Genomic DNA, 24,939 nt, shown 5'->3' on the forward strand with positions numbered 1-24,939 from the left:
ATTTAGCATCTTTACTTTTTTTAATTATAGCACAATGAATTATAAGAATAAATATGGCTTAAAAAGGAGAATCAAGTGCAGTACGGGCACCAAAATTCTCCACTTGCTTACAGAAATTTTGTATTTTAGTCTTCTCCTATAATTCTAACTTCGGTATAAAGATTCACATCAAATTTTTCTTTTACTCTGCGCTGTACAATCCCTATCAAATTTAAAATATCCCTGGCAGTAGCATTACCTCTATTTATTATAAATCCTGAATGTTTTTGAGAGACCTGGGCGTCTCCCACATTCTCACCTTTTAACCCGCTGTCTTCTATTAATTTAGCAGCAAAATGACCCACCGGTCTTTTAAAAGTACTTCCTGCAGATGCATATTCCAGTGGTTGTTTCTCACTTCTTCTTCTATTTAAATCATCCATACGATTTTTTATTTTTTCATATTCTCCCTTTTTTAAATTGAAGTTCACTTCTAAAACGGTGTATCCATACATTAATATAGAACTCATCCTATATCCCAATTTCAATTCCTCTTTATTCAATATCTTCACTTCTCCGCAATCATCTATGATCTTCGCACTTTCTATTGCATTAGAGATTTCCCCATTATAGGCACCTGCATTCATGGTAACTGCTCCACCTACACTTCCGGGAATTCCGCAGGCAAACTCAAGCCCTGTTAAACTGTTGTTCAAAGCTTCTGTTGAGATTTTTTTTAAAGATGTACCACTTCCTGAGGTGATTTTATTTCCCTGAACTTCAATGTTATTTAACTTTATAAGTTTAATTATTATGCCTCTTATTCCGCCATCCCTCACAAGCAAGTTGGAACCATTCCCCATTATAAAAAAGGGTATACTATCTTCCTTGCATAAATTTATAACATCTATCACCTGTTGAAAGCTTTTGGGGGTAATCAGTATATCTGCAGGCCCCCCTACCTTAAAAGAAGTATGATTCTTCATAGGTTCATCTATTTTTATATCCTCTTCATTCAATATTTTCTCTAACTTTATAGCAAAATTTTTAAACTTATTCATTGTAAATATTCTCCTCGAAAATTAAAATTAAGTATTATATTTAGTATAATGTATGTATACTCCTTAATCAAGAACTACATGTTCGTGTATATTACATTTTACCCATTAAATTGAAATATATTAATTTTTACCATTTTTAAAATAAAGAATTATATTCTCTGCTGTATGTCTATCTATAGAAGGTGTAGCCACCAGTTCCTCCAAATTTGCACTTTTTATATTTTCTATACTTCCAAATTTTTTTAAAAGTGACTTCCTTCTAGCTGTTCCCACATTGGGTATGTCTTCAAGTACGGAATGAAGCACTCTCTTGTTTCTAAGGCTTCTGTGGTATGCTATGGCAAACCTGTGAACCTCATCCTGTATTCTGGCAATAAGCTTGATTACATTGGAACTGTGACCTATGAGAAGTTCTTCATTGTTGTATATAAGGCCCCTGGTTCTATGTCTATCATCCTTTACCATTCCACACACCGGTATATCTATATTAAACTCTTTCAATACTTCAAGAGCTACATTTATCTGCCCTTTTCCTCCATCCATGAGGATTAAATCAGGAAACACACAGAACTTTCCAGCACTTAACTCCAGATTTCTCTTCTTTATCTTCTCTATTTCCTCCAGTCCATGTTGAAACCTTCTTTTAAGTATTTCCCTCATGCTGTCATAATCATTTGCTCCCGTCACAGTGTTTATTTTAAATCTCCTATAGTCACTGTTTTTAGGCCTTCCATTTTCAAACACCACCATTGTACCTACTGAATCCACCCCTTGAATATTGGATATATCGTAGGCTTCTATTCTATGTGGAATGTCCTCCAGCTTAAGTACTTCTGAAAGCTCCTCAAGTGAAGTATCATATAGTTTTTTATCCTGAATAAATTTTAATTTGAAGTTTTGCAGCATAGTCCTGGCATTTTTTTGCACTAAATCCAAAGTTGCCTTTTTGTCGCCCTTCAGCGGTATTTTAATGTATACATTGGAACCTTTCTTCATGCTGAGCCAATCTTCCAGCAAACCAATATCATCCACCTCTGGGACATATATAGTCTTGCCTATATATGCCGCACCTCCGTAAAACTCCTTTATAAAATTTGCCATTATTTCACTTTGAGACAAATCCACTGTATTTTCTACAATAAAATGCTCTCTTCCAATTATTTTGCCGGATCTTAAGAAGAACACTTGCAGACAGCTGTCTTTTCCATCAGAGTATATGTTTATGAAATCTTCATTTTCAAACCCAACCGTAGTTATTTTCTGCTTTTCAATAACTTTTTCCACAGCAAGTATCTTGTCTCTCAGTTCTGCCGCTTTTTCAAATTCAAGATTTTCTGAAGCAGAATTCATATCGGCTTTCAAATTCCTTATTATATCCCTGTTTTTTCCGGATAAAAAATCTATGACTCCATCCACTATTCTTCTATACTTTTCTTTAGTTATATGTCCTTCACAGGGAGCCTCGCAAAGACCTATATAATAATTCAAGCAAGGTCTTGTTTTTTTCTCCCCTTCTTTTATGGAAAACCTGCAGGTTCTTATGGGAAATATCTTTTTTATAATCTCCATAGTCTCATACACAGAAGAAGGACTTATATAAGGTCCAAAATACTTCGATCCATCCTTCGCCACAGTTCTGGCATATATTATTCTTGGGAAATCTTCATTTACAGTTATCTTTAAAAAAGGATATCTTTTATCATCCTTCAGAAGTATATTATACCGTGGTCTATACTTTTTAATCAGATTACATTCTAAAATAAGGGCTTCCATCTCTGAATCCGTTACGATATACTCAAATTCAGAAATATGTTTAACCATGGCTTTTACTTTTTCAGAATGATTTTTTGAACTCTGAAAATACTGCCTGACTCTGTTTTTTAAAATCTTTGCCTTACCTACATATATGATTTCTCCCAAAGAATTTTTCATCAAATATACTCCAGGTCTATCTGGCAATACTTTTAACTGATATTGAAAATCAAACACCGAATTCACTCCTAAAACTATTTATAAAATATAACCGGAAGTCTATATATTGTAAACAAAAGTCCAAATATCATCAAAAGCTCCTCTATAGCAGAACCAACCTTTGAGTTGCTTCTATAGGTGAGAGGCAACTTGATTTTCTTGCTTCTAAAAGGGTAAAATAATGGTACTCCCTTATTTGTAACCATATCACATAACAAATGCATTCCATAGCCTATCATAAAATAATACACCAGATAGTGTATATTATACATATTACCCAGGTATCCCACAATAAAAGAGAAAATTATCATACCCGTCAAACTGTGAGTGAGACCGCTTCTATGAGAAGATACCGCTATTATCAAAAAGGATATTCCAATAGCTTTTATTATGGGGGAATGGGTATATAAATAATCATACCAGATAAGTGTTACCCCCACACAGCCATATAGAATAACTTTTGTAAGCTTATTTTTAAAAGGAAGCACATACTTGTTTATCATGCTTTTAGGATGATCTACATCCGGCAGTATGGATGCAAAGGCCACCAATAATAATCCCATATAATTAAATTTGCCCGGAAGCATGTTATAAATGGATAAATAAGTGACTATCCCCATACCTGCATGAGTTTTACCCTTCATATTTTCTCCTTCTCATCTGTCATAATATTAGACAATTTTCATCCTTTTGATTTCAATAACCCTTTTATTGACTATATTATAACATTAAATTCAGAAGGGCTTCACCTTTTACAACAAAATTTCCCGGGTAATTTACATTTTAATTATTTTCTAAGGGCCGTTCTCATAACTTCCGAAGCTATGGAAGCAGCTAATTTGCCTCCCTGTCCTCCATTTTCTACAATTACTGCCACAGCTATCTGTGGATCATCATAAGGTGCAAAACCTATAAACCAGGAATGAGGCGGCGAATTTTTGCCCAAGGACTCATTATCCGCCGTTCCTGTCTTTCCAGCTACCTGTATTCCACCCACAGAAGCATTAATCCCTGTTCCCGATTCTACAACAGATCTCATAAGATCCTTCATGGTATCTGCTGTACCTGTAGAAATCAACTGTCCTACTTGCTCTTGCTGTATACTTTTTACTTCTTCTCCCGTACTTGTAAGTACATCACTTACCAAATGAGGTTTCATCAAGATTCCATCGTTTGCTATAGTACTTGTAATCACTGCCATTTGAAGTGGACTTGCCAAGTCGCTGCTCTGTCCTATGGCACTTTGAGCTATACTTCCCTTTTCATAGGATTTAAGTGCTGGAAATTTACTTGGCTCTACAGGTATACCGTCTGTTGGAATTTCCTTGTTAAAAAACAACTTCTCTGCAGTTTGTTTCAATTTGTCATTACCAAGTTCAATCCCAAGTGAACCAAAATATACATTGCTGGAATGAGTATAGGCATCTTTGAAATTAATATTTCCAAGAACTTCTCCATCAAAATTGTGCAGTGAATACCCTCCTCCAAGAGGCAACTCACCAGTATCCTGAAAATATCTGTTTTGAACACCAGGTATATTTTCCAGAGCGCTTATAGCAGTTACAGTCTTAAAAGTGGAACCAGGAGGATATAGCCCTGCTGTAGCTCTATTTAAAAGAGGTTTGGTGGTATCTTCATTTAACTGCTTCCAGGTATTTTGCAGGTCATTTGGATCAAAGGAAGGTTTTGATACCATAGCTATTACTTCTCCCGTTTTAGGATTTAAAGCTACAACTGCCCCTCTGTTATCACCCAATAAATCATAAGCCTTCTGCTGGGTATCTAAATCCAAGGTAGTCTTCAAGCTATATCCCACTTTCTTCTGAACCTTGCCTTTATTTTCAATAAAGCTTTTTATACTGTCCTGAATATTTGAAGACATCAATTCCTCATCGTATTTTCTTTCAAGTCCTGTAATCCCATATTTAATATCAACATATCCCAGTACATGGGCGAACATCGCCCCTCCTGTGTATTCCCTCTTTTGAGTTTCTGCATTTATTGGTTCACTTTTAGTAAGCGCATTTCCATTTCTATCATATATGGTTCCCCTAAGCACTTCATTCCTTTTTATCCACAATCTCCTGTTGTAAGGACTGTTTACTATTTGAGGACCTGTTAAGATCTCAAAATAAGTCATGTAAGAAATAAGTGCTACAAAGCATATTAAAAAAACCAGCATTACTTTTTTTATATTATTCAATATATTATTCATGCTGCTACCTACCCTCTTCTGATATCTTCTGAATTATACCCAATGAAAAAAACGTTATTAACATGGAGCTTCCGCCCCTGCTCACAAGAGGCAGCGTTATACCCGTAAGTGGAATTGCATTCATCACACCACCAACTATAACCAGCACCTGTGATGCAATCATGGCACTATATCCCACGGCTAAAAGTCTTGAAAATTCATCATTGCCATATACTGCAGCTCTCATGCATCTATAAAACAATAAAAAATACAATATTATTATAGCAAACCCAATCAACATGCCAAGTTCTTCACAAAGCACTGCAAATATAAAATCTGTAGTATTTATGGGCACATATTCCGGATGACCCAGTCCCAGCCCCGTTCCCGTAAGCCCTCCAGATGCTATGGAAAACATGGACTGAACAATTTGATAACTTTGATCATTTGCATAGGGCCAGGGGTTCTTCCATATCATGACCCTGGTTCTCACATGAGCAAACAATTTATAACTTAGCACAGCTCCTGCTGAAGATAACAAAAAGCAGATTATTACATACTTGAACTTGGAAGTAGCTATATAAAGCATGGTTATAGCTATTCCAAAAAATATAAGGGCGGATCCCAAATCCTTTTGAATTACCATAAACACAAGAGATGCCATTACCACCAGTGCAGGCATTATGAGGTTTTTAAAATTTTTATAATCCTTTAGATCAGAAGCTAAGTATGCCACCAAAAACAGTTTTCCAAATTCCGATGGCTGAAATTGAAATCCAGCTAAATCAACCCAGTTTCTAGAACCATTTACTTCAGTTCCTGCAAAACTACCCATTCCCATAAATATCAGCGTAAACACCAGATATATGTATTTATATTTGCTAAATCTACTGGTATCAGGCATTAAAACTACAATGAGTATAAATCCTGTGACCCCTACTGCAAACCAAATTATCTGTTTGATTGCAACTGTCATGTTTATTCTGTACAGCATGACCATGCCTATAACTGCCAGTATACTTGAAAAGATAAATATATATTTATCTCCATCGGAGAAAAATTTTCTTATTACAAAATAAGAATATCCTATAAGTAAACAAGTTACCAGTGCCATTACCATGGCACCCTTATCAAAAGGTTGTTTTATTATTGCCAAATTGAAAAAACATATAAAACATAAAAGGTATGTATACCTCAATAATTTTTTTTCATCCTTACTAGTGTCCAATACTTTCACCACCCACCTATTTACAGCAATTTTATAAAAATCCATAAAATCACCAAATACCATAAGTTATTTTAATAAAATTATTCTATGACCTTAAAAGACGTATTTCCTATTCTGATTTCATCTCCAGAAGCCAGATAATGTTTTCCCCTAAGTTTTTTGCCGTTTAAAAGAGTACCATTGGTACTTTCCAGATCCTCCAATATACAATCTTTCCCGTTTTTTACATATATTCTCGCATGATGTCCTGATGCATAGGGATCTTCCAATATGAGCTGATTATCATTTTTCCTACCCACGGTTATTTCCCTTCTCACTGGAATTACAGCACCTTTTCTAAGATTTGAATTTTTGCCCGGATTGACCACTTCAAGTCCAAAAGATTTTCTGCTTACACCCCTAGGTCTTCTGCTTCCAACTTTTATATCCTTATACATTATTCTTAATGCCCAAAATATTATAATATAAACTATACCTATGATCACAATTTTAAAAATCATACTCAATTTACTCAGATCCATTTAAAAGTATCCTCCTTAACACATAGAAAGACTAGCATTATAAGTGTGCCTATGCTAGCCTTTATATAAATTATAACATTTCTTTTAAGTATTGTCCCGTATAAGAGCTCTTATTTTCAGCTATTTGCTCTGGAGTACCGGTACAAATAACAATACCACCTTTTTCCCCACCTTCAGGTCCAAGATCAATGATATAATCTGCACACTTTATAACATCTAAATTGTGTTCTATAACCACCACTGTATTACCTATATCCACAATTCTCTGGAGTATATTTATAAGCTTGCTTACATCATCTATATGAAGCCCTGTAGTAGGTTCGTCCAATATGTACAGTGTCTTTCCCGTACTTCTCCTAGACAATTCGTAAGCCAACTTAATTCTCTGGGCTTCACCTCCAGATAGTTGTGTGGAAGGCTGCCCTAATTTAATGTATCCGAGCCCCACATCTGTCAATGTCTGCAATTTATTTTTTATTCTAGGTATATTTTGAAAGAATTCCAAGGCTTCTTCTACAGTCATATTCAGTACATCGTCAATATTTTTATTCTTGTACTTTACTTGAAGGGTTTCCCTGTTATATCTTTTCCCCTTGCATACTTCACATGGAACATATACATCCGACAAAAACTGCATCTCTATTTTTATTATTCCGTCACCACCGCAGGCCTCGCATCTGCCGCCCCTCACATTAAAACTAAATCTTCCAGGTTTATATCCTCTCATCTTAGACTCAGCTGTATTTGAAAATACTTCTCTTATTATATCAAATACTCCTGTATAAGTGGCAGGATTTGATCTGGGAGTCCTTCCTATAGGGCTTTGATCTATATTTATAATTTTGTCTATATTCTCTATTCCCAAAATACTTTCATGAGCCCCTGGATTGTCCCTTGAATTGTTTAACTTCTTATGCAGGGCTTTATACAATATCTCATTTACCAAGGTGCTTTTTCCCGAACCAGATACGCCGGTAACACAATTAAATATTCCCAGTGGAAAATCCACATTTATATTTTTCAAATTATTTTGTCTGGCCCCTAATATTTTTATATATTTTCCATTGCCTTCTCTTCTGTACTTTGGGACCTCTATTTTTTTCCTGCCTGTCAAATACTGCCCCGTTATGGATCTCTTACAATTCATAATATCTGAAATGGGTCCTGCTGCAACTACCTCTCCACCGTGTTCTCCTGCCCCAGGTCCTATGTCTACTATGAAATCTGCCTGTTTCATGGTATCTTCATCATGTTCCACAACTATGAGGGTGTTTCCCAAATCCCTTAAATGCTTCAATGTGGCAATAAGCCTGTCATTGTCTCTCTGATGAAGCCCTATACTGGGTTCATCCAATATATAAAGCACACCTACCAGTCCGGAGCCTATTTGTGTTGCAAGTCTTATTCTCTGGGCTTCTCCTCCTGACAAAGTTCCAGCTGTTCTTGAAAGAGTCAAATAATCCAACCCTACATCTATTAAAAATTCAAGCCTGTTGTTTATTTCTTTAAGCACCTGATCGCTTATGATCTTATCCTTCTCCGACAGATTTATCTCCTTGAAAAATTTCAGCTCGTCTTTTATAGACATACTGCAGAATTCAAATATGTTCTTTCCTCCCACTGTAACAGACAGTGCACCTGGATTCAATCGAGCTCCCTTACAGGATGGGCATGGATTGTCACTCATGTAATTTTCTACTTCCCTTTTTATATAATCGGAATTTGTCTCCATGTATCTTCTCTTTAAATTATTCACTATACCTTCAAAGGAATGATTGAATTCCATTATTCTATTTTCCTTTTTATATTTAACTCTTATCTTCTCTCCCCGCAGTCCATACAAAAGTATATCTAAAACCTTAGGACTGAGTTTTTCTATAGGGGTATCCAATTTAAACCTGTATTTGCTGGAAAGGGCCTTTAATATGCTGAAAGTCCAGGAATCCTCTTTTAAGCTTCCTTCCCCCCAGGGCATGACGGCTCCGTCCAAAATACTCTTTTTTTTGTCGGGTATGACCAGATTACTGTCTATCTCCAGTAAAGTTCCAAGTCCGTCACAGGTATCACATTTTCCAAAAGGTGAGTTGAAAGAAAAGGTCCTGGGAGTAATTTCTTCTATACTTATACCACAATCAGGACATGCAAACTTTTCACTGAAAAGCATATCTTCCCCATCTACAATATTTATTATAACTACACCATCTGACAATTTAAGTGCAGTTTCTATGGAACCTGCCAATCTGCTCCTTATTTCCTCTTTGATTATAAGTCTGTCTACTACTACTTCAATGGTATGCTTTTTATTCTTCTCCAGTTTTACTTCTTCATCTTCCAGATCTACTGTAACTCCGTCAATTCTTGCCCTTACAAATCCATTTTTTACTATGCTTTCTAATACTTTTACATGCTCGCCTTTTCGTCCTTTTACTATGGGCGAAAGTACCTGTATCCTGGTTTTTTCAGACATACTCATAATTCTGTCTACCATCTGATCTACAGTTTGCTGAGTTATTTCCTTGCCGCACTTTGGACAATGAGGTACACCTATACGTGCATACAAAAGTCTCAGATAATCATATATTTCAGTAACCGTCCCAACTGTAGAACGTGGATTCCTGCTGGTTGTCTTTTGATCTATGGATATAGCAGGTGACAATCCTTCAATATATTCTACATCCGGTTTATCCATCTGACCTAAAAATTGCCTGGCATAGGCAGACAATGATTCCACATACCTTCTCTGCCCTTCTGCGTACAAAGTATCAAAGGCCAATGAAGATTTTCCCGATCCTGAAAGGCCGGTAAAAACTATTAATTTGTCCCTTGGTATAGTTAAGCTGATATTTTTCAAATTATGGACTTTGGCGCCTTTTATCACTATGCTATCTTTCATTGGTTTAACTCCTTAGGTATTTTAATTCTCTTTACATAGGTTTCTTATTTTTCTGTTTCTTCAACGTTGTTATTATATCTCTTAATTTTGCAGCTTCTTCAAATCTAAGTTCCTTAGCTGCTGATCTCATTTGCTTTTCATGGGCTTTTATAAGTTCCTCTATTTTTTCATTATCTGCTTTTACAGCCTCTTTCAAACTATTATATTCCTGTTTCTCTTCTAAAACCATAGTTGATTCTATAACTTCCCTGATATCCTTATGGATAGTTTGTGGTATAATACCATTTTTTTTATTATAGTCCATTTGTATTCTTCTTCTTCTTTTTGTTTCACCTATAGCCTTATCCATGGAATTTGTAATAGTATCCGCATACATTATAACCTTGCTTTCAGAATTTCTGGCTGCCCTTCCTATGGTCTGTATGAGAGATCTTTCCGATCTTAAAAATCCCTCTTTATCCGCATCCAAAATGGCAACCAACGCAACTTCCGGTATATCAAGTCCCTCTCTTAAAAGATTGATTCCCACTAAAACGTCAAATTCACCTTTTCTCAAATCTCTTATTATTTTCATTCTATCTATAGTAGTTATACCAGAATGAAGGTATCTTGCCCTTACATTCATATCCTTAAAATAATCCGTCAAATCCTCTGCCATTTTCTTCGTAAGAGTGGTGACAAGAGTTCTGTAACCACGGGCAGCAGTTTCCTGTATGCTGTTGTAAAGATCATCTATCTGACCTTTAATAGGTTTTACTATAATTTCCGGATCCAAAAGGCCAGTAGGTCTTAATATCTGCTGAACTACATTTTGGGAATGTTCTAATTCATAGTCTGAAGGAGTGGCACTTACAAACACAACCTGGTTTATTTTTTTTTCAAATTCCTGAAATTTAAGAGGCCTGTTGTCATAAGCAGATGGGAGCCTGAATCCATATTGCACCAGAGAATCTTTTCTGGATCTGTCTCCTGCATACATGGCCTTAACCTGTGGAAGTGTAACGTGACTTTCATCTATAAAAAGCAAAAAATCTTTTGGAAAATAATCTATGAGAGTCTGAGGAGGGCTGCCCTTTGCCCTTCCGTCCAATATTCTGGAATAATTTTCAATTCCACTGCAATATCCCACTTCACGCATCATTTCTATATCAAAATTAGTTCTCTGTTTTAATCTCTGGGCCTCAAGCAACTTATCCTGAGACGTAAGTTCCACAAGCCTGTCTTCAAGTTCTTCCTCTATTTTTTTTATAGCTATTTCAAGTCTTTCCTTAGAAGTGGCAAAATGGGATGCAGGAAATATAGAAACATGATTTCTAATTCCAATGGTTTTTCCCGTCAAAACATCAAATTCCCTTACCCTATCAATTTCATCTCCAAAAAACTCCACCCTTATTCCATGATCCGTAGATGAAGCCGGAAATATATCAACTATATCTCCCTTTACTCTAAAGGTTCCCCTTATAAAGTTTATATCATTCCTTTCATATTGTATCTCCACTAATTTTTTCAACACATCATCCCTGTTTTTTATCATGCCCGGTCTTAAGGACAATGTCAATTTCTTATACTCTTCTGGATTACCAAGTCCATAAATACAAGATACAGAAGCCACCACTATTACATCTCTTCTTTCAAGAAGGGCAGATGTGGCAGAATGCCTTAATTTATCAATCTCATCATTTATTGATGCATCCTTTTCTATATAGGTATCCGTCTGAGGTATATAAGCTTCCGGTTGATAATAATCATAATAAGAAACAAAATACTCTATGCTATTTTCAGGAAAAAATTCTCTAAATTCTGAACATAGCTGTGATGCCAGTGTTTTATTATGGGCAAGTACAAGGGCCGGCTTTTGTACTTTTTGTATTATATTTGCCATGGTAAAAGTCTTGCCTGAACCAGTTACCCCAAGTAATGTCTGAAATTTATCTTCTTTTAAAATACCTCTTGTTATGTTATCTATAGCTTCAGGCTGATCACCTGTAGGTTTAAACTTAGAATGTATTTTAAATGTTCCCATTTTTTTAATCATCCTTATCTTTATTTTTTATCTTGTCTAGTACGTCAGAAAATTTATTTTTATCCAATTTTACCACCATGCTGTTAGGTGGTATTTTTCTGGGTACGAATACTATTCCCAATTTTTTATCACTGTTCATTTTACTATAGCTAACCTGTTCAAAATTTCCAGCTGCCTTTTTTACTTTAAACCATATGAAACTTGAACATTCTCTAATAACTTCTGCTATTTTATCCTCATTTTGGATTTTCTCATTGTTTATTTCAACCAGTAAATCTCCGGTTTTAATTCCCATTTCATTAGCTGGAGAACTAGGTGCCACCGCAAGTACCATAATACCTTCACTGCTACTTACATATTTCGGCATTTTTTTCATTTCCAAATATCTCTGCAGCATTATAACTCCCTCATGAGCTATTGGCGCAAATATCACTACCAAAAATTTTAACCAGATGTTTAAAACTGCAAGCTGTGCCATACCCAGCAAAGCAATGCTGTATCCTATTGTAAGCCCACCTGATATAAACGACTTTTCTTTGGTATTCCTTGTAAAAGTTACGCTGTTATATCCCATTACTGCATAAAATGGTATTAAGGATACTATTGCACTTTTTAAAACATTATATGGTATGGAACTGTTTATCAACGGCCACCATCCAGGAACAGATACCTGCCATGAGCTGCCTATCATGGATTTATTGTGAATAATAAAAAATATGGCAACTGGAATCGTCCAATATCTTTGGAGGGCAAATCCTCCTATTATACTTCCATTTTTACTTGAAAAAACAGGAATTGCCCCTGTTTTTCCATCCAATATAATCAGAACTCCCTCTACAAAATGCAATATAGCCACCATACTCATAAGTGCCACTACATCTATTTTTAAAAAATCCAAACTGGGAATATTGAAAGTCTGCGCTGATATTGCCAATATAAGACTTAGGAATCCCAATATTGCTCCAGAATAAGAAAAGCATATAAATCTTAAGTTAAAAAACATAAAGACTATAGATGCTAAAAATATTAAATCCACAGCTGAATTCTCGTCAAAAACTATCCCTAGATAGGACATAATAACACTTGCCAGTATACCTCCAAAAATTCCTATTACAATTTGAGATATTGTAAGTTCAAAAGGAGAATTAATTCCTTCTCCAATTATCATTTTTTGCATTATAACTGTCTGTTTATTTTTCCTATATAATGTAAACACCAGAATAGCTAAAACTAACACCAGGTATGGCTCCGTTAGTGCAAAAGCTATAGATTTCAACGTGTACAATAATATCATTAAAACTAATTCCCCTCTCCATAAACTAAGTTAGACAGAATTTACCTGTCTAACTTAAAATCCCAAATATATTATAATTATATATTCATTAATCGTCAAAATTATTTATAATTCTATTTTATTTTACTTTTTGCTATATCCAAAGCTTTATTAAATTGCGGATCTTTGTTTCTATCGTAAGGGGAATTTTTGAGAGTTTCCGGATATACCACTTTTACATCAGGTTTTATTCCCTTTTTGTGTATATTCTCACCATTTGGAGTATAGTATTTGGATATGGTGACTTTAAGTGCAGTACCATCTCCCGTGTCCAGTACGGTCTGAACGACTCCCTTTCCATAAGTCTTTTCTCCAACTAAAGTCCCAAGTTTATAATCTCTCACTGCTCCTGAAAATATTTCTGAAGCACTAGCTGTATTTCCATTGGTAAGTATAGTCAAAGGTAGATTATTAAAATCCCCGCCTTTTGATTTATATTCCTTTTTATTATTATATTTATCTACGGTTGAAACTATTACCTTGTCTTTCGGTACAAAATTGGAAACCATGTCTACACATTGATCCAAAAGCCCACCTGGATTATCTCTTAAATCTACAATCAAAGACTTCATTCCCTGACCCTTCAATTTATCCAATTGGTTCTTAAAACTTTTAGCCGTGTTTTGGTCAAACATGGATACTTGAATATACCCTATGTTACCCTGAAGCATTTCACCAGTTACTGTAGAGATATCTATTTTCTGTCTATTGACCTTTACATCAAAACTGCCTTTATTCTTCCTATACAACGTGAGAGTAACCTCTGTATTTTCCTTGCCTTTCATAAGGGATACAGCTTTATCCACATCTTTTCCACTTACAGCAGTTCCATTCACCTTCTGAATTATATCATTTGCAATTATTCCGGCCTTTTTCGAAGGCGAGTTGTCAAATACACCCGCTATCACAATATTGTTATCTTTTGTTATAACTTGAACACCTATGCCGCTATAATTTCCCTCAGTTTGAACATTAAAATCATCATATTCTTTTTTATTCATAAATACAGTATATGGATCATTTAATGATGAAGTCATTCCTTTAATGGCTCCCTCCACCAGTGCATTGTCATTTATGGGGCCATCATAATATTTATATATCTGATTTCTAACCTCAAATAACTTTGAAAACTCTCCTATTGCATTGCCCTGAGTACTTTTTATAAAACTAGTAGTTCCAAACATTGTAAGAATATTTGTCACAAGTACAACAACTACAGTCCAGATTATCCACTTTTTCCTACTCTTCAAATTATCCACCTCGTTTTCTGAAACATTCACTACACTATATAGTATTTATGTAAATCTTAAATAATTATAACACTAAAAAAAATAAATTTGCAGAAATATTTATAAATACTTTAGCAATACAGTTATAAAGCTAAGGGTTGTTTCAAAATAAATTTTGAAACAACCCTTCAAGTGAACAGCTGCTATATTAATTTAAACATTTAAAAATTTTCTAATAGACATTACACTTCCTGCTGCACCTATGATTATACCCGCCAGGACAAACAGGCCCAAAATACTGGTAATTACATACTGAGGACTTATCAATTGCATCATTATAAATGCAGATGCAGCTTTGGCATAGACTATCCTGTAGAGATAATACAGTACCACATTGGAAATTATTGCCCCAATTACACCTATTATAATACCTTCTATAATAAAAGGCCATCTTATGAACCAATCCGTAGCTCCAATATATTTCATTATGCCTATTTCTTTTCTTCTCGAATAAACTGTTATCTTTATGGTATTTCCTATTAAAAACAGTGAAACTCCAATAAGCATTATAAATATAATACTTCCTGCCCACTTTATAGTTCTGGTTATAGTTATAATTTTGTCTACAATACCTCTTCCATCCTGAATGCTATATATTCCCTGCATTCCATTTATCTTGTTCACTACCGTGGAGATAATTTCCGGCTTATCAACCTTAACTATATATGAACCTGGAATTGGATTGTCCTTATCCAATCCCTCCACCAATGATTTATTCTGATCTCCCAGTTGATTTTTAAATTTATTCAGTGCTTGAGATTTTGTTTCATAATCCAGACTAACTACTCCATCTACACTCTTTATCTTATTTTCAATATTTCTTTTTTGAGGGGTAGTTATGTTATCCTGCAAATACACTTTTACTTCTACCTTGGATTGTATCTCCAATATTCCCTGCTTTATATTCAACATTGTAAGCATAGATATGCCAAATATAAAAAGTGTAGCCGCCACTGTTGCTGCTGCTGCTATACTTATAGTCTTATTTCTCCTTAAACTTCTAAATGCATCCTTTATAAAAAAACTCATGGTATTAATCCTCATAACCGTATGCACCCCTTTGCTCATCTCTTACTATAATACCTTTTTCTATTGCTATAACTCTTTTTCTCATAGAATTTACTATATTGCTTGCATGGGTTGCCATTAATACCGTTGTTCCAGCTTTATTTATATCATTTATAGTGTCCATTATATCCATTGAAGTATCCGGATCCAAATTTCCTGTAGGTTCATCTGCTATTAATATGGATGGATTATTTACTATGGCTCTTGCCAGGGAAATTCTCTGTTGTTCTCCTCCTGAAAGCTCGTGTGGAAAAGATTTATATTTATTAGCCAATCCAACCAATGACAATACAATAGGAACCTTTTTTCTTATTTCTCTTGAAGGAGACTCAATGACCCTCATAGCAAAAGCTACATTTTCATAAACATTGAGAGTGGGTATTAACCTGAAATCTTGAAAAACGACTCCTAATTTTCTTCGATATAAAGGTATTTGACTTCTCTTTAAATTCGTAATATCTACATTATTAACTATTATACTTCCAGTTGTAGGTTCAATTTCCTTTAAAATAGTCTTCACAAATGTAGTTTTTCCCGCACCGCTAGGCCCAACTAAAAACACAAACTCTCCTTTTTGAATATCTAAATTTATATTAGATAATGCAAATATGTTGCTATTGTAAACCTTGCTCACGTTTTTAAACTGTATCATCTAAACCTCTCCTTATATTTAACAAGTTTCTACGCTTGTACATTACAAAGACCATTATATCATAATAATGAAAAAAACCAAAAGTTAATTATATGAAATTATTATTAATAAAAGGGTGTTATACAACTTGCATATAACACCCTTACCATATCTACTTTAAGGTCAATCCCTTTTTAACAGCCTTCACTATATGGTCCCCAGTCAATCCATAAGCTTTTAAAAGTTCTTCCGGCTTTCCACTTTCTCCAAAAGTATCTTTGACACCTACTCTTATAACTGGTGTAGGCAGATTTTCGCTTAAAACCTCACATACGGCAGAGCCCAATCCACCAATAATACTATGCTCTTCTGCCGTTATAACCACACCAGCTTGTCTGGCAACTTTGACTATCGCCTCTTTATCTATGGGCTTTATTGTATGAATATTTAAAACTGATACTTTTATTCCCTCTTCTGCCAGGGTATTATAGGCTTCCAATGCTGCATCAACCATTATTCCAGTGGCGATGATAGCTGCATCTTTGCCTTCTCTCAGTCTTACAGCCTTTCCAATCTCAAACTTGTAATCTTCATTGTCGTTTATAACAGATACCTTTGATCTTCCAAGTCTAATATAACAAGGTCCCTTCATTTCAGCTGCGGCTTTAACTGCGGCTTCTGTTTCCACTGCATCACTAGGACAAATAACTGTCATATTAGGTATGCTTCTCATAAGTGATACATCTTCTATAGACTGATGGGAGGCTCCATCTTCTCCTACAGTAATTCCTGCATGAGTAGCGCATATTTTAACATTTAAATTTGGATAGCATATAGAATTTCTCACCTGTTCAAAAGCTCTTCCAGTTGCAAACATGGCAAAAGTGCTTACAAAAGGTATTTTATCACAGGTGGATATTCCAGCTGCTGCTGCCATCATATTGGCTTCCGCTATTCCCATATCCATAAATCTTTCCGGATATGCTTTTTTAAATCCGGCAGTTTTGGTAGATTTTGAAAGATCCGCATCAAAAACCACTATTTTCTCATTTTCAGCTCCCAATTCCACCAAGGTTTTTCCATAAGCTTCTCTAGTAGCTATTTTATTTGGCATTATTTTTCACCTCCTATATCCTTTAAAGCTTCTTCACATTGTTCCATATTAGGTGCCGAACCATGCCATCCCACTTGATTTTCCATAAAGGATACTCCTTTGCCCTTAATAGTCTTGCAGACTATTACAGTTGGTTTGTCTTTAGTTGATTTTGCTTCTTCAACAGCATCTATGAGCTGCTTGAAATCATGTCCATCAACCTCTATAACATGCCATTTAAATGCTTTGAATTTGTCTCCAATAGGATAAGCAGACATAACCTCTTCACAGGTACCATCTATCTGAAGTCCATTGGCATCTACAAAAGCCGTCAAATTATCCAGCTTATAATGAGCTGCAGCCATAGAGGCTTCCCAGACTTCACCTTCTTCAAGTTCTCCGTCTCCCAATAAAGTATAAACTCTATAATTCTTTTTATCAATCTTACCGCCTAGTGCCATTCCAACGGCTGCAGACACTCCCTGACCTAGAGATCCTGTAGACATGTCAACTCCAGGGACCTCATTCATATTAGGATGTCCTTGAAGCATTGAACCAAGCTTTCTAAGCGATTTTAATTCCTCTACATTAAAATATCCCCTTCTAGCAAGAGCACTGTACAGTACAGGAGCAGCATGCCCTTTTGACAATACAAATCTATCTCTATTTAAATCTCTAGCCTTTTCCGGATCAACATTCATTTCATAAAAATATAATGTAGTTAAAATTTCCACTGCCGACAGTGAACCGCCTGGATGACCTGAGCCAGCCTCGGTCAGCATCTTTATTATGTCTTTTCTTATAATTGACGCAACCTTCTTAAGCTCTTCTATGTTTTTTTTCACAACTTCAACCTCCTACTGATACTACTAATGAAAAACTATAATTTTATTTTAACACAAAATTTCTATTTTAACATATATGAAAGACGTAAAACTTTGCCCCTGTGTTTTTAAACACCGGGGCTTATAATCAACAATAAAAACCTGAACCCAGGTTCCATGTCCAAATTAAAATTATAGAAAATTATAAGCTATTGGGATTCAACTGAAAACTCATTGAAGCCCAACACTTACCAAAAGTGCATTATCTACTTTTTTCATATCATTATCTGTCATATGACCAATTTTTTCTTTTAATCTTCTTTTATCCAGAGTTCTTATCTGTTCCAGCAATACTACCGAATCTTTATTAAGACCATAGGCCTCTGAAGATATTTCTACATGAGTCGGAAGTTTTGCTTTATTTATCTGAGAGGTAATAGCTGCAACAATTACGGTTGGACTATATTTATTACCAACATCATTTTGTATGATAATAACAGGCCTTACCCCCCCTTGTTCGGACCCAACTACAGGGCTTAGATCAGCATAAAATATATCTCCTCTTTTCACTATTGTTGTCATCTGGCAAATCACTCTCCGAAAGCTTCGCTTCATATTCTTTAAATTCCTTCATGTCACTTGCAAAGCCCATTTCTGAAAATTCAAGATTAAGTTGTGCCATTTCCCTATATCCTTTTTCCATTTCTGATATTCTATTCAACCTTTTTTTCTCACTAATATATAATATGATAACTTCTCTAATAAATTCACTTCTTTTTTTGCAATCTTCCTTAAGTGCCTTGTTGAATTCATTATATAGTGTTTCTGAGAGGTTTATTACTAATCTTTTAGAATTTGACATATACAAATTAATACCTCCTATTACCCTAAGCAAAAGATATACACAATCCAATTATAGTACCAGATCTGCAATCATGTCAAAGAAATTATGTACAATTTCATCATTTTTCTACTTGTATTTTTTTACATAGGGCTTTTTATCTCTATAATTATTCTAATATAGCTTTTCAATATTCTCACTTAAGCATATTATAATTTATATGTAAAAATTTTCAGATATTAATTTAAATATTGTATGTATCAATTTATTTATAATATTTGTAAACCGCACCCATACATATTGCAAATGAATGCTTGCGTTGGAAAAATCAATATTAATCAGGCATTAACTAATCATAATAATTATGTAATACTATATTAAATATAGATATAATTTCATATATTCATGTTATTATATTGTACCAATTTTTAAATTTATATTCATAATTTTGTTATATATGAAAGTAATGTATACTTGATTTATTAAATAATACAACCCTGAGGCACATATTACATAATTATATAAATTATCACAAAGGCTGTGTACAAGAGTTATTATAATTCATATATGTAATTTTGATTTAACAATTCAGTAACATATGCTGCCGGTTTATGGAAATGCCGGCAGCCATTTTTATCACTTGATTAAGTAGTTTTTAACTTTTATTACCTTGCCGTTTTTTATATACACTCTTGGAATCCTCTTGCTCATCATGCAAAGCACCTCATAGCTTATAGTTCCAAGGATTTGTGCTACATCCTCTGCATTAAACCTGAGGCCATCTTTCTCCCCTATAAGCACAACTTCGTCTCCCTCATTGACTTCACCTGCATCAGTGACATCCACCATACATTGATCCATGCATATGTTTCCCACTACAGGAGCAAATTTTCCATTAATTATAACTTTGGCCTTTCCAAACAACATTCTGCTATATCCATCTGCATACCCTATAGGCAAAGTTGCAATTACACTTTTTCTTTCGGATTTAAACTTTCTTCCATATCCTACATATTGTCCAATTTCCATGGTTTTTACATGAACTACATTGGCTTTTAAGGTCATAAGAGGTTTTATGCTCAACTGGTTCTTGTCTACCTCATTGGAAGGATAATAACCATAAATTATTATTCCGGGTCTAACTGAGTCACAATAGGTATCCGGAAGTTCCATTATAGCGGCACTATTGGCTATATCTCTCATATTTATCTTTACATTTCTTTCTACCAGCTTGTTGTAAAGCAATTTATATTTTTCAAATTGTTCATGAGAATATGTTTTATCAAACTCATCTGCTGTGGAAAAATGTGAGAACAAGCTTTGTATTTCTATGTTTGGCAATTGACTTATTTTATAAATTTCATCCACACTATCATCATTTATCAAAAATCCTATTCTGCCCATTCCCGTATCCAGAGCAATGTGTATTTTTGCAATTTTTCCCTTATCTGCAGCTGTCTTAGATAACTGACAGGCATATTCGTATGAAGGAGCTATTGATTCTATACCATAATCCACTATGTCATCAATAAGGGTAGGGGGTAGTATACCAAGTACCATTATAGGTGCTTTAATCCCGTTTTGCCTGAGCTCTATTGCTTCATCCAAAACAGCTACTGCCAGTCTTTCCACTCCATTTTCAAGCAGAACCTGGGAAACTTCTACAGCTCCATGTCCATAAGCATCAGCTTTAACAACTCCTATTAATCTCTTGTTGCCTACTTTCAATTTTATCTGACCTATATTGTATGCAAGATTATCTAAATTGACTTCCTCCCATACCGGTCTATGATTTTTAAACATAAATATATCACCTCTATACATAATTGATTGAATAAAAATAAACAATTTTAACATGCTAAATCAATTATATACCTTTTTCATAAAAATTGTGAATATAATTTACTTCAAAGCTAGCTTACCTTAAACATATCCTCCTTCAATTCTGGATCTGCTTTGAAATCAGTATATTCCACATCTATTCTGTTTTTACCATTAGAATCACATATTTTCAGGTAAGTTGGTATATTATGTTTTAAATTCACGTATAATTCAGCCTTACTTATATTTTTATTATTACCTGGTATATCCAAATGCACAATTTGATACTGTTCATTATTTATTTTTTTAAAAGAGTTATCAATTTTTTCGTTGGTATAAAGAAGTGATATATACTCTTCTATAAAACAGAACTTAAACAAACTGTTGAAATTTTTGTCCATACTGTATTTCTCTCCATTATTAACATCTTTAATAAAAATCTTATTTCCCTTGTAGACAATTATTCTATCTTTGCCTAAATCAAATCTATCTCCATATCTGCTGTCATAATACTGTTTACCACTGTAATTTATCTGCTGCTTGTCATTTTCTATTCGAATATTGACATTGCAGCTATAACTATCCAAATCTTTTAAATAATATATTATTTTCTCCGTATCTTGAATATCTCTCCCTTGAAATAAAAAGATAATAAGTAAAACAAAAGATATGCCTATTAGTATTAACAGTTTTTTTCTCATGCCTGCCTCCTGATCTTCAGCTTTTTACTATTAATCTATTCCATTACATCCTTTGATATTACTTTTTTTTAGTTCTTATCCTATCTCATCAATTCTTTTATCGAAAAAGGAAGCTGTTCTAAAATATGACTGGCATTTACGCAGAACATATGACGGGATAATTTTTCTCCGGAGTATCCATGTATAAATGCAGCTATGTATGCCGCTTCAAAAATATAATATTTCTGAGCTGCAAAAGAAGCTATAATTCCAGTAAGACAATCTCCCATACCTCCCGAAGCCATGGATGCATTTCCAGTAGGGTTTACAGCTACTACATTTCCATCAGTAATAACAGTATTATAACCTTTTAAAAGTACAACCACCTCATTTTCAGCTGCAAAATCTCTGGCTACCTTTATTCTGTTTTTTCTTATATATTCAACATCAAAGCCTGTAATTCTAGACATTTCACCCAAATGAGGAGTTAAAACCACCTGGCACTTCTTATTCTTTAATATATGAAGATTTTCCCTTAACACATTGATTCCATCCGCATCTATTATCACATTTTTTTTAGATATATTTAGAACTTTGTCAATTAGATTCAAAGTGCTGTCATTTGCTCCCATGCCAGGCCCTATGGCAACAGCATCGCTTTTCTCTATAGCTTCTTCCAGTTTTAAATCATCTTCCAGAGCAATTGTCATACCCTCTATGAGTTTTGAGCTGAGTATAGGTTGTATATCTTTATAACAACCCAAAGTAACAAGACCTGCACCACTCCTTACAGCTCCTTCAGCACATATATACGCAGCTCCTGTAAATCCCCTGGAACCAGCTATAACAAGTACTCTGCCATAATCACCCTTGTAGCTTAATTTGTTTCTCACTTTCAGCTTCTGTTTTACAAAATCCACATCCATTATAAATTCAGGATCAATGAACTTTTTAACAGCCAATTCAGGAATTCCTATATTCTCCACTACTACCTCCCCGGTAAACACATCACTTCCATATCTCAGGAAACCACTCTTGTACAGTTGAAAAGTAACTGTTTTATCTGCCCTTATACAGTTTCCCATGATTTCCCCCGTACTTCCATTAAATCCTGACGGGACATCTATTGAAATAGTATAATTGCTATTTTCATTTATCAATGATATAACAGAATCCTGTATTCCCTGTATATTTCTAGAAAGACCTGTCCCAAATATGCCGTCAATAATAACTTGACTCTCCACTATGCTTTTTCTAAGCTGCACCATATCTTTTAGTGAGTTAACTCTATCCAAGCTTATATTCAAGTTCTTTAATATATTGTAATTTACTCTACATTCCTCGCTCATACCTTCTTCTTTTCCAACTAAAAACACATGAACTTTTTTGTTTAAATTATATAGATGTCTTGCTATGGCAAATCCGTCTCCTCCATTATTTCCCTTTGTACATATGACACAAAAATTATCGAGATTTTTTAAATCTATATTTTTAATCACCCTTAAAGCTGCATTTTCCATTAGAACAATGCTGGGTATTTTTAATTCGCCTATAGCATAGTTATCTATATCCCTACATATCTCTATGGATGCTATCCTCAATTTCATCAACCTCCATTATTGCATAAGCTATAGCATTATCTACACCATGTGATATACTCAGATGGATTTTATAATTTCCGCATTTATTAGCCATTAATTTAGCCTTTCCTCTCAATATCACACTGGGTTTACCTGAAGCCGCCCTATCTATTTCCACTTCCTTTAAATCAAACCCCCTGAATCCAGTACCCATTGCCTTTACCACCGCTTCTTTTGCTGCAAATCTTCCAGCTACAAATTCAGGCCTTAAATTTCTATTTTTAAGATATTCTATTTCATTTTTACTAAAAACCCTGTCTATAAAATTCACATGTTTACCAATGGCTTCTTTAATTCTTCTAATTTCAACTATATCCACTCCAATTCCAAATATCAAAATACATTACACCCCCAATTCAATTATATCAATATCTATTATATTTTATATTATATTCATTTGTTGATATAGTAAATAAGAAATTAAATCTATAATAAAAAAAGAGGATTTCTCCTCCTTTCTAATAGGCTATATAATTATTTGTCTGTTTATCAAAATCCAAAATATATTCATCTACATAATCCCCGATTACATCAACTAAATGTATAGGTGATACCTTGTTATCATACAGCAACTTCAGTAAATTATGTACCTTATACCTTTCCGGACTTATACTTCGAACACAATCTCTTTGTACATTTACTAATTTGCCCTCTGATATATCTTGTCTTTCCACTTCAATTCCATAGGATTGAACTTCTATAATCTCATTCTCGTATGTTATTGCCATCTTTTCCTTTAACAGCCTGTAAAAATATACGTATTTCATCTTTTCTACTATTTCACTAAAACTAAAATTCTCAACTATCATAAACATTTTCCCCCTGCTAATATTATTGACTTAAAAATATATTATCACAGGTCTTAAAAAAAATGTGTCAGTTCATGATTAGTTGAATTATAAATTATCCCTCATATATGACAATAAAAATCTTTCACTTACTTAACTAAAAGTATAAATATACTTTTATACTATTTATTAACAGTTTTTATTGAGCTTTTCTGTCGAAGGTACATATATATTGACTATTTATTTTTATAAATTTAGAATTATATGACTGCATTTGTATATACATAATAATCAAATCTTTCTAAAAGTGAACTATATCTCCAAAATTGCATTTTATATTCACATAATCTTCTATCTGCAAAATCTATGCTTTCCTATAATTTTTATAAGAGGCCTTGACCATATCCATGAACTTGTTGCTGTGGCAGGATTAAAATAATATACCGCTCCACCGGAAGGATCCCATCCATTTAACGCATCCCTGGCTGCATTCATGGAACTTTGCTGCATATCGGCATGTATCTGACCATCTACTATGGCAGTAAAAGCCCCGGGCTGATATATCACTCCAGGTACAGTAGCTGGAAATCGCGGATCCCTGGTTCTATTTAATATCACAGCCCCTACGGCTACCTGTCCTTCATAAGGCTCTCCTCTGGCCTCACCATTTATCAAACGAGCTATAAGTAATACATTCTGATTATTACTTTCACTATTGGATGCAGTATTCCCGCCGGAGGTATTTATTCCCAAAGCCGCCAATGTAGCATCTCCTGCCACACCGTCGGAATTTAATCCGTTCTTTGACTGAAAATATTTAACAGCAGTGTAAGTCTGATACCCATAAGCTCCATCTATGCTGCCATTATAGTATCCCCAGTCCTTGAGCTTTGTCTGTATTTGTGTCACTATATTTCCTTTGGATCCATAGGAATAGGCTACAGCTTTTACTGCATTGTTATAAGGAAGCAAAAATAGAGAAGTGGATATATATGTTAGTATTATGGCAAGCATTAGCACTATTTTTGTTTTAAAACTTATAATTTTTTTAGCCATACGAC

The 24,939-nt window shown here is 34.4% G+C and carries 22 protein-coding genes; all 22 read right to left on the minus strand.

Going from position 1 to position 24,939, the window contains the following annotated elements; genetic code table 11:
* Positions 1 to 125: 125 nt before the first annotated feature.
* The 22 genes from murB to sleB all read right to left on the minus strand — a co-directional run bounded on the left by murB (position 126) and on the right by sleB (position 24,934).
* Positions 126 to 1,040 (minus strand): UDP-N-acetylmuramate dehydrogenase, encoded by a 915-nt coding sequence (gene murB / locus AB8U03_RS03000; protein WP_369703067.1) that lies wholly within the window; start codon positions 1,038 to 1,040, stop codon positions 126 to 128.
* Between the two features lie 120 nt (positions 1,041 to 1,160).
* Complete coding sequence (gene uvrC, locus AB8U03_RS03005) at positions 1,161 to 3,029, minus strand: excinuclease ABC subunit UvrC (RefSeq protein ID WP_369703068.1); 1,869 nt, start codon at positions 3,027 to 3,029, stop codon at positions 1,161 to 1,163.
* A gap of 17 nt (positions 3,030 to 3,046) precedes the next feature.
* Positions 3,047 to 3,655, minus strand: a complete 609-nt coding sequence (locus tag AB8U03_RS03010) for a metal-dependent hydrolase (protein ID WP_369703069.1) — start codon at positions 3,653 to 3,655, stop codon at positions 3,047 to 3,049.
* Between the two features lie 143 nt (positions 3,656 to 3,798).
* A complete protein-coding gene (locus tag AB8U03_RS03015) occupies positions 3,799 to 5,226 on the minus strand; it encodes a peptidoglycan D,D-transpeptidase FtsI family protein (protein WP_369703070.1) in 1,428 nt (475 codons plus the stop codon).
* Between the two features lie 4 nt (positions 5,227 to 5,230).
* Entirely contained in the window at positions 5,231 to 6,433 is a 1,203-nt protein-coding gene (locus AB8U03_RS03020; RefSeq protein WP_369703071.1) for an FtsW/RodA/SpoVE family cell cycle protein, read from the minus strand.
* A gap of 80 nt (positions 6,434 to 6,513) precedes the next feature.
* Positions 6,514 to 6,954 (minus strand): FHA domain-containing protein, encoded by a 441-nt coding sequence (locus tag AB8U03_RS03025; protein WP_369703072.1) that lies wholly within the window; start codon positions 6,952 to 6,954, stop codon positions 6,514 to 6,516.
* A gap of 70 nt (positions 6,955 to 7,024) precedes the next feature.
* The gene (gene uvrA, locus AB8U03_RS03030) at positions 7,025 to 9,847 is read right to left on the minus strand and encodes an excinuclease ABC subunit UvrA (protein WP_369703073.1); all 2,823 of its coding nucleotides are present in this window, start codon (positions 9,845 to 9,847) and stop codon (positions 7,025 to 7,027) included.
* Between the two features lie 31 nt (positions 9,848 to 9,878).
* A complete protein-coding gene (gene uvrB, locus AB8U03_RS03035) occupies positions 9,879 to 11,870 on the minus strand; it encodes an excinuclease ABC subunit UvrB (protein WP_369703074.1) in 1,992 nt (663 codons plus the stop codon).
* Positions 11,871 to 11,874: 4 nt separating this feature from the next.
* A complete protein-coding gene (locus AB8U03_RS03040; protein ID WP_369703075.1) occupies positions 11,875 to 13,164 on the minus strand; it encodes a PDZ domain-containing protein in 1,290 nt (429 codons plus the stop codon).
* Positions 13,165 to 13,277: 113 nt separating this feature from the next.
* The gene (locus AB8U03_RS03045) at positions 13,278 to 14,453 is read right to left on the minus strand and encodes a S41 family peptidase (protein ID WP_369703076.1); all 1,176 of its coding nucleotides are present in this window, start codon (positions 14,451 to 14,453) and stop codon (positions 13,278 to 13,280) included.
* A 192-nt stretch (positions 14,454 to 14,645) separates the two neighbouring features.
* Positions 14,646 to 15,536, minus strand: a complete 891-nt coding sequence (ftsX, locus tag AB8U03_RS03050) for a permease-like cell division protein FtsX (protein ID WP_369703077.1) — start codon at positions 15,534 to 15,536, stop codon at positions 14,646 to 14,648.
* Positions 15,526 to 16,212 carry a cell division ATP-binding protein FtsE gene (gene ftsE, locus AB8U03_RS03055; protein ID WP_369703078.1) on the minus strand — a complete coding sequence of 229 codons (687 nt, stop codon included), beginning with the start codon at positions 16,210 to 16,212 and terminating at the stop codon, positions 15,526 to 15,528. The genes ftsX and ftsE overlap by 11 nt, the downstream gene beginning before the upstream one ends.
* A gap of 151 nt (positions 16,213 to 16,363) precedes the next feature.
* Complete coding sequence (locus AB8U03_RS03060) at positions 16,364 to 17,305, minus strand: transketolase family protein (protein WP_369703079.1); 942 nt, start codon at positions 17,303 to 17,305, stop codon at positions 16,364 to 16,366.
* Entirely contained in the window at positions 17,305 to 18,129 is an 825-nt protein-coding gene (locus AB8U03_RS03065; RefSeq protein WP_369703080.1) for a transketolase, read from the minus strand. Before AB8U03_RS03065 ends, AB8U03_RS03060 begins: the two co-directional genes overlap by 1 nt.
* 210 nt (positions 18,130 to 18,339) lie before the next feature.
* Positions 18,340 to 18,690: a type II toxin-antitoxin system PemK/MazF family toxin gene (locus AB8U03_RS03070; protein WP_369703081.1), complete on the minus strand. Its 351-nt coding sequence runs from the start codon at positions 18,688 to 18,690 to the stop codon at positions 18,340 to 18,342.
* The gene (locus tag AB8U03_RS03075) at positions 18,650 to 18,970 is read right to left on the minus strand and encodes a CopG family ribbon-helix-helix protein (RefSeq protein ID WP_369703082.1); all 321 of its coding nucleotides are present in this window, start codon (positions 18,968 to 18,970) and stop codon (positions 18,650 to 18,652) included. Before AB8U03_RS03075 ends, AB8U03_RS03070 begins: the two co-directional genes overlap by 41 nt.
* Before the next feature lie 615 nt (positions 18,971 to 19,585).
* Complete coding sequence (gene alr / locus AB8U03_RS03080; RefSeq protein WP_369703083.1) at positions 19,586 to 20,752, minus strand: alanine racemase; 1,167 nt, start codon at positions 20,750 to 20,752, stop codon at positions 19,586 to 19,588.
* A gap of 110 nt (positions 20,753 to 20,862) precedes the next feature.
* A complete protein-coding gene (locus tag AB8U03_RS03085) occupies positions 20,863 to 21,471 on the minus strand; it encodes a germination lipoprotein GerS-related protein (protein ID WP_369703084.1) in 609 nt (202 codons plus the stop codon).
* An 80-nt stretch (positions 21,472 to 21,551) separates the two neighbouring features.
* Complete coding sequence (locus AB8U03_RS03090; RefSeq protein ID WP_369703307.1) at positions 21,552 to 23,051, minus strand: NAD(P)H-hydrate dehydratase; 1,500 nt, start codon at positions 23,049 to 23,051, stop codon at positions 21,552 to 21,554.
* Positions 23,023 to 23,427 (minus strand): holo-ACP synthase, encoded by a 405-nt coding sequence (gene acpS / locus AB8U03_RS03095; protein WP_369703085.1) that lies wholly within the window; start codon positions 23,425 to 23,427, stop codon positions 23,023 to 23,025. Before acpS ends, AB8U03_RS03090 begins: the two co-directional genes overlap by 29 nt.
* Positions 23,428 to 23,548: 121 nt before the next feature.
* Positions 23,549 to 23,899 carry a DUF6514 family protein gene (locus tag AB8U03_RS03100; RefSeq protein WP_369703086.1) on the minus strand — a complete coding sequence of 117 codons (351 nt, stop codon included), beginning with the start codon at positions 23,897 to 23,899 and terminating at the stop codon, positions 23,549 to 23,551.
* A 330-nt stretch (positions 23,900 to 24,229) separates the two neighbouring features.
* Positions 24,230 to 24,934, minus strand: a complete 705-nt coding sequence (gene sleB, locus AB8U03_RS03105; protein ID WP_369703087.1) for a spore cortex-lytic enzyme — start codon at positions 24,932 to 24,934, stop codon at positions 24,230 to 24,232.
* Positions 24,935 to 24,939: the final 5 nt, after the last annotated feature.

Origin of the sequence: Clostridium moutaii (assembly GCF_041205085.1) — a bacterium.
In the GTDB taxonomy this organism is placed as follows: domain Bacteria; phylum Bacillota; class Clostridia; order Clostridiales; family Clostridiaceae; genus Clostridium_B; species Clostridium_B moutaii.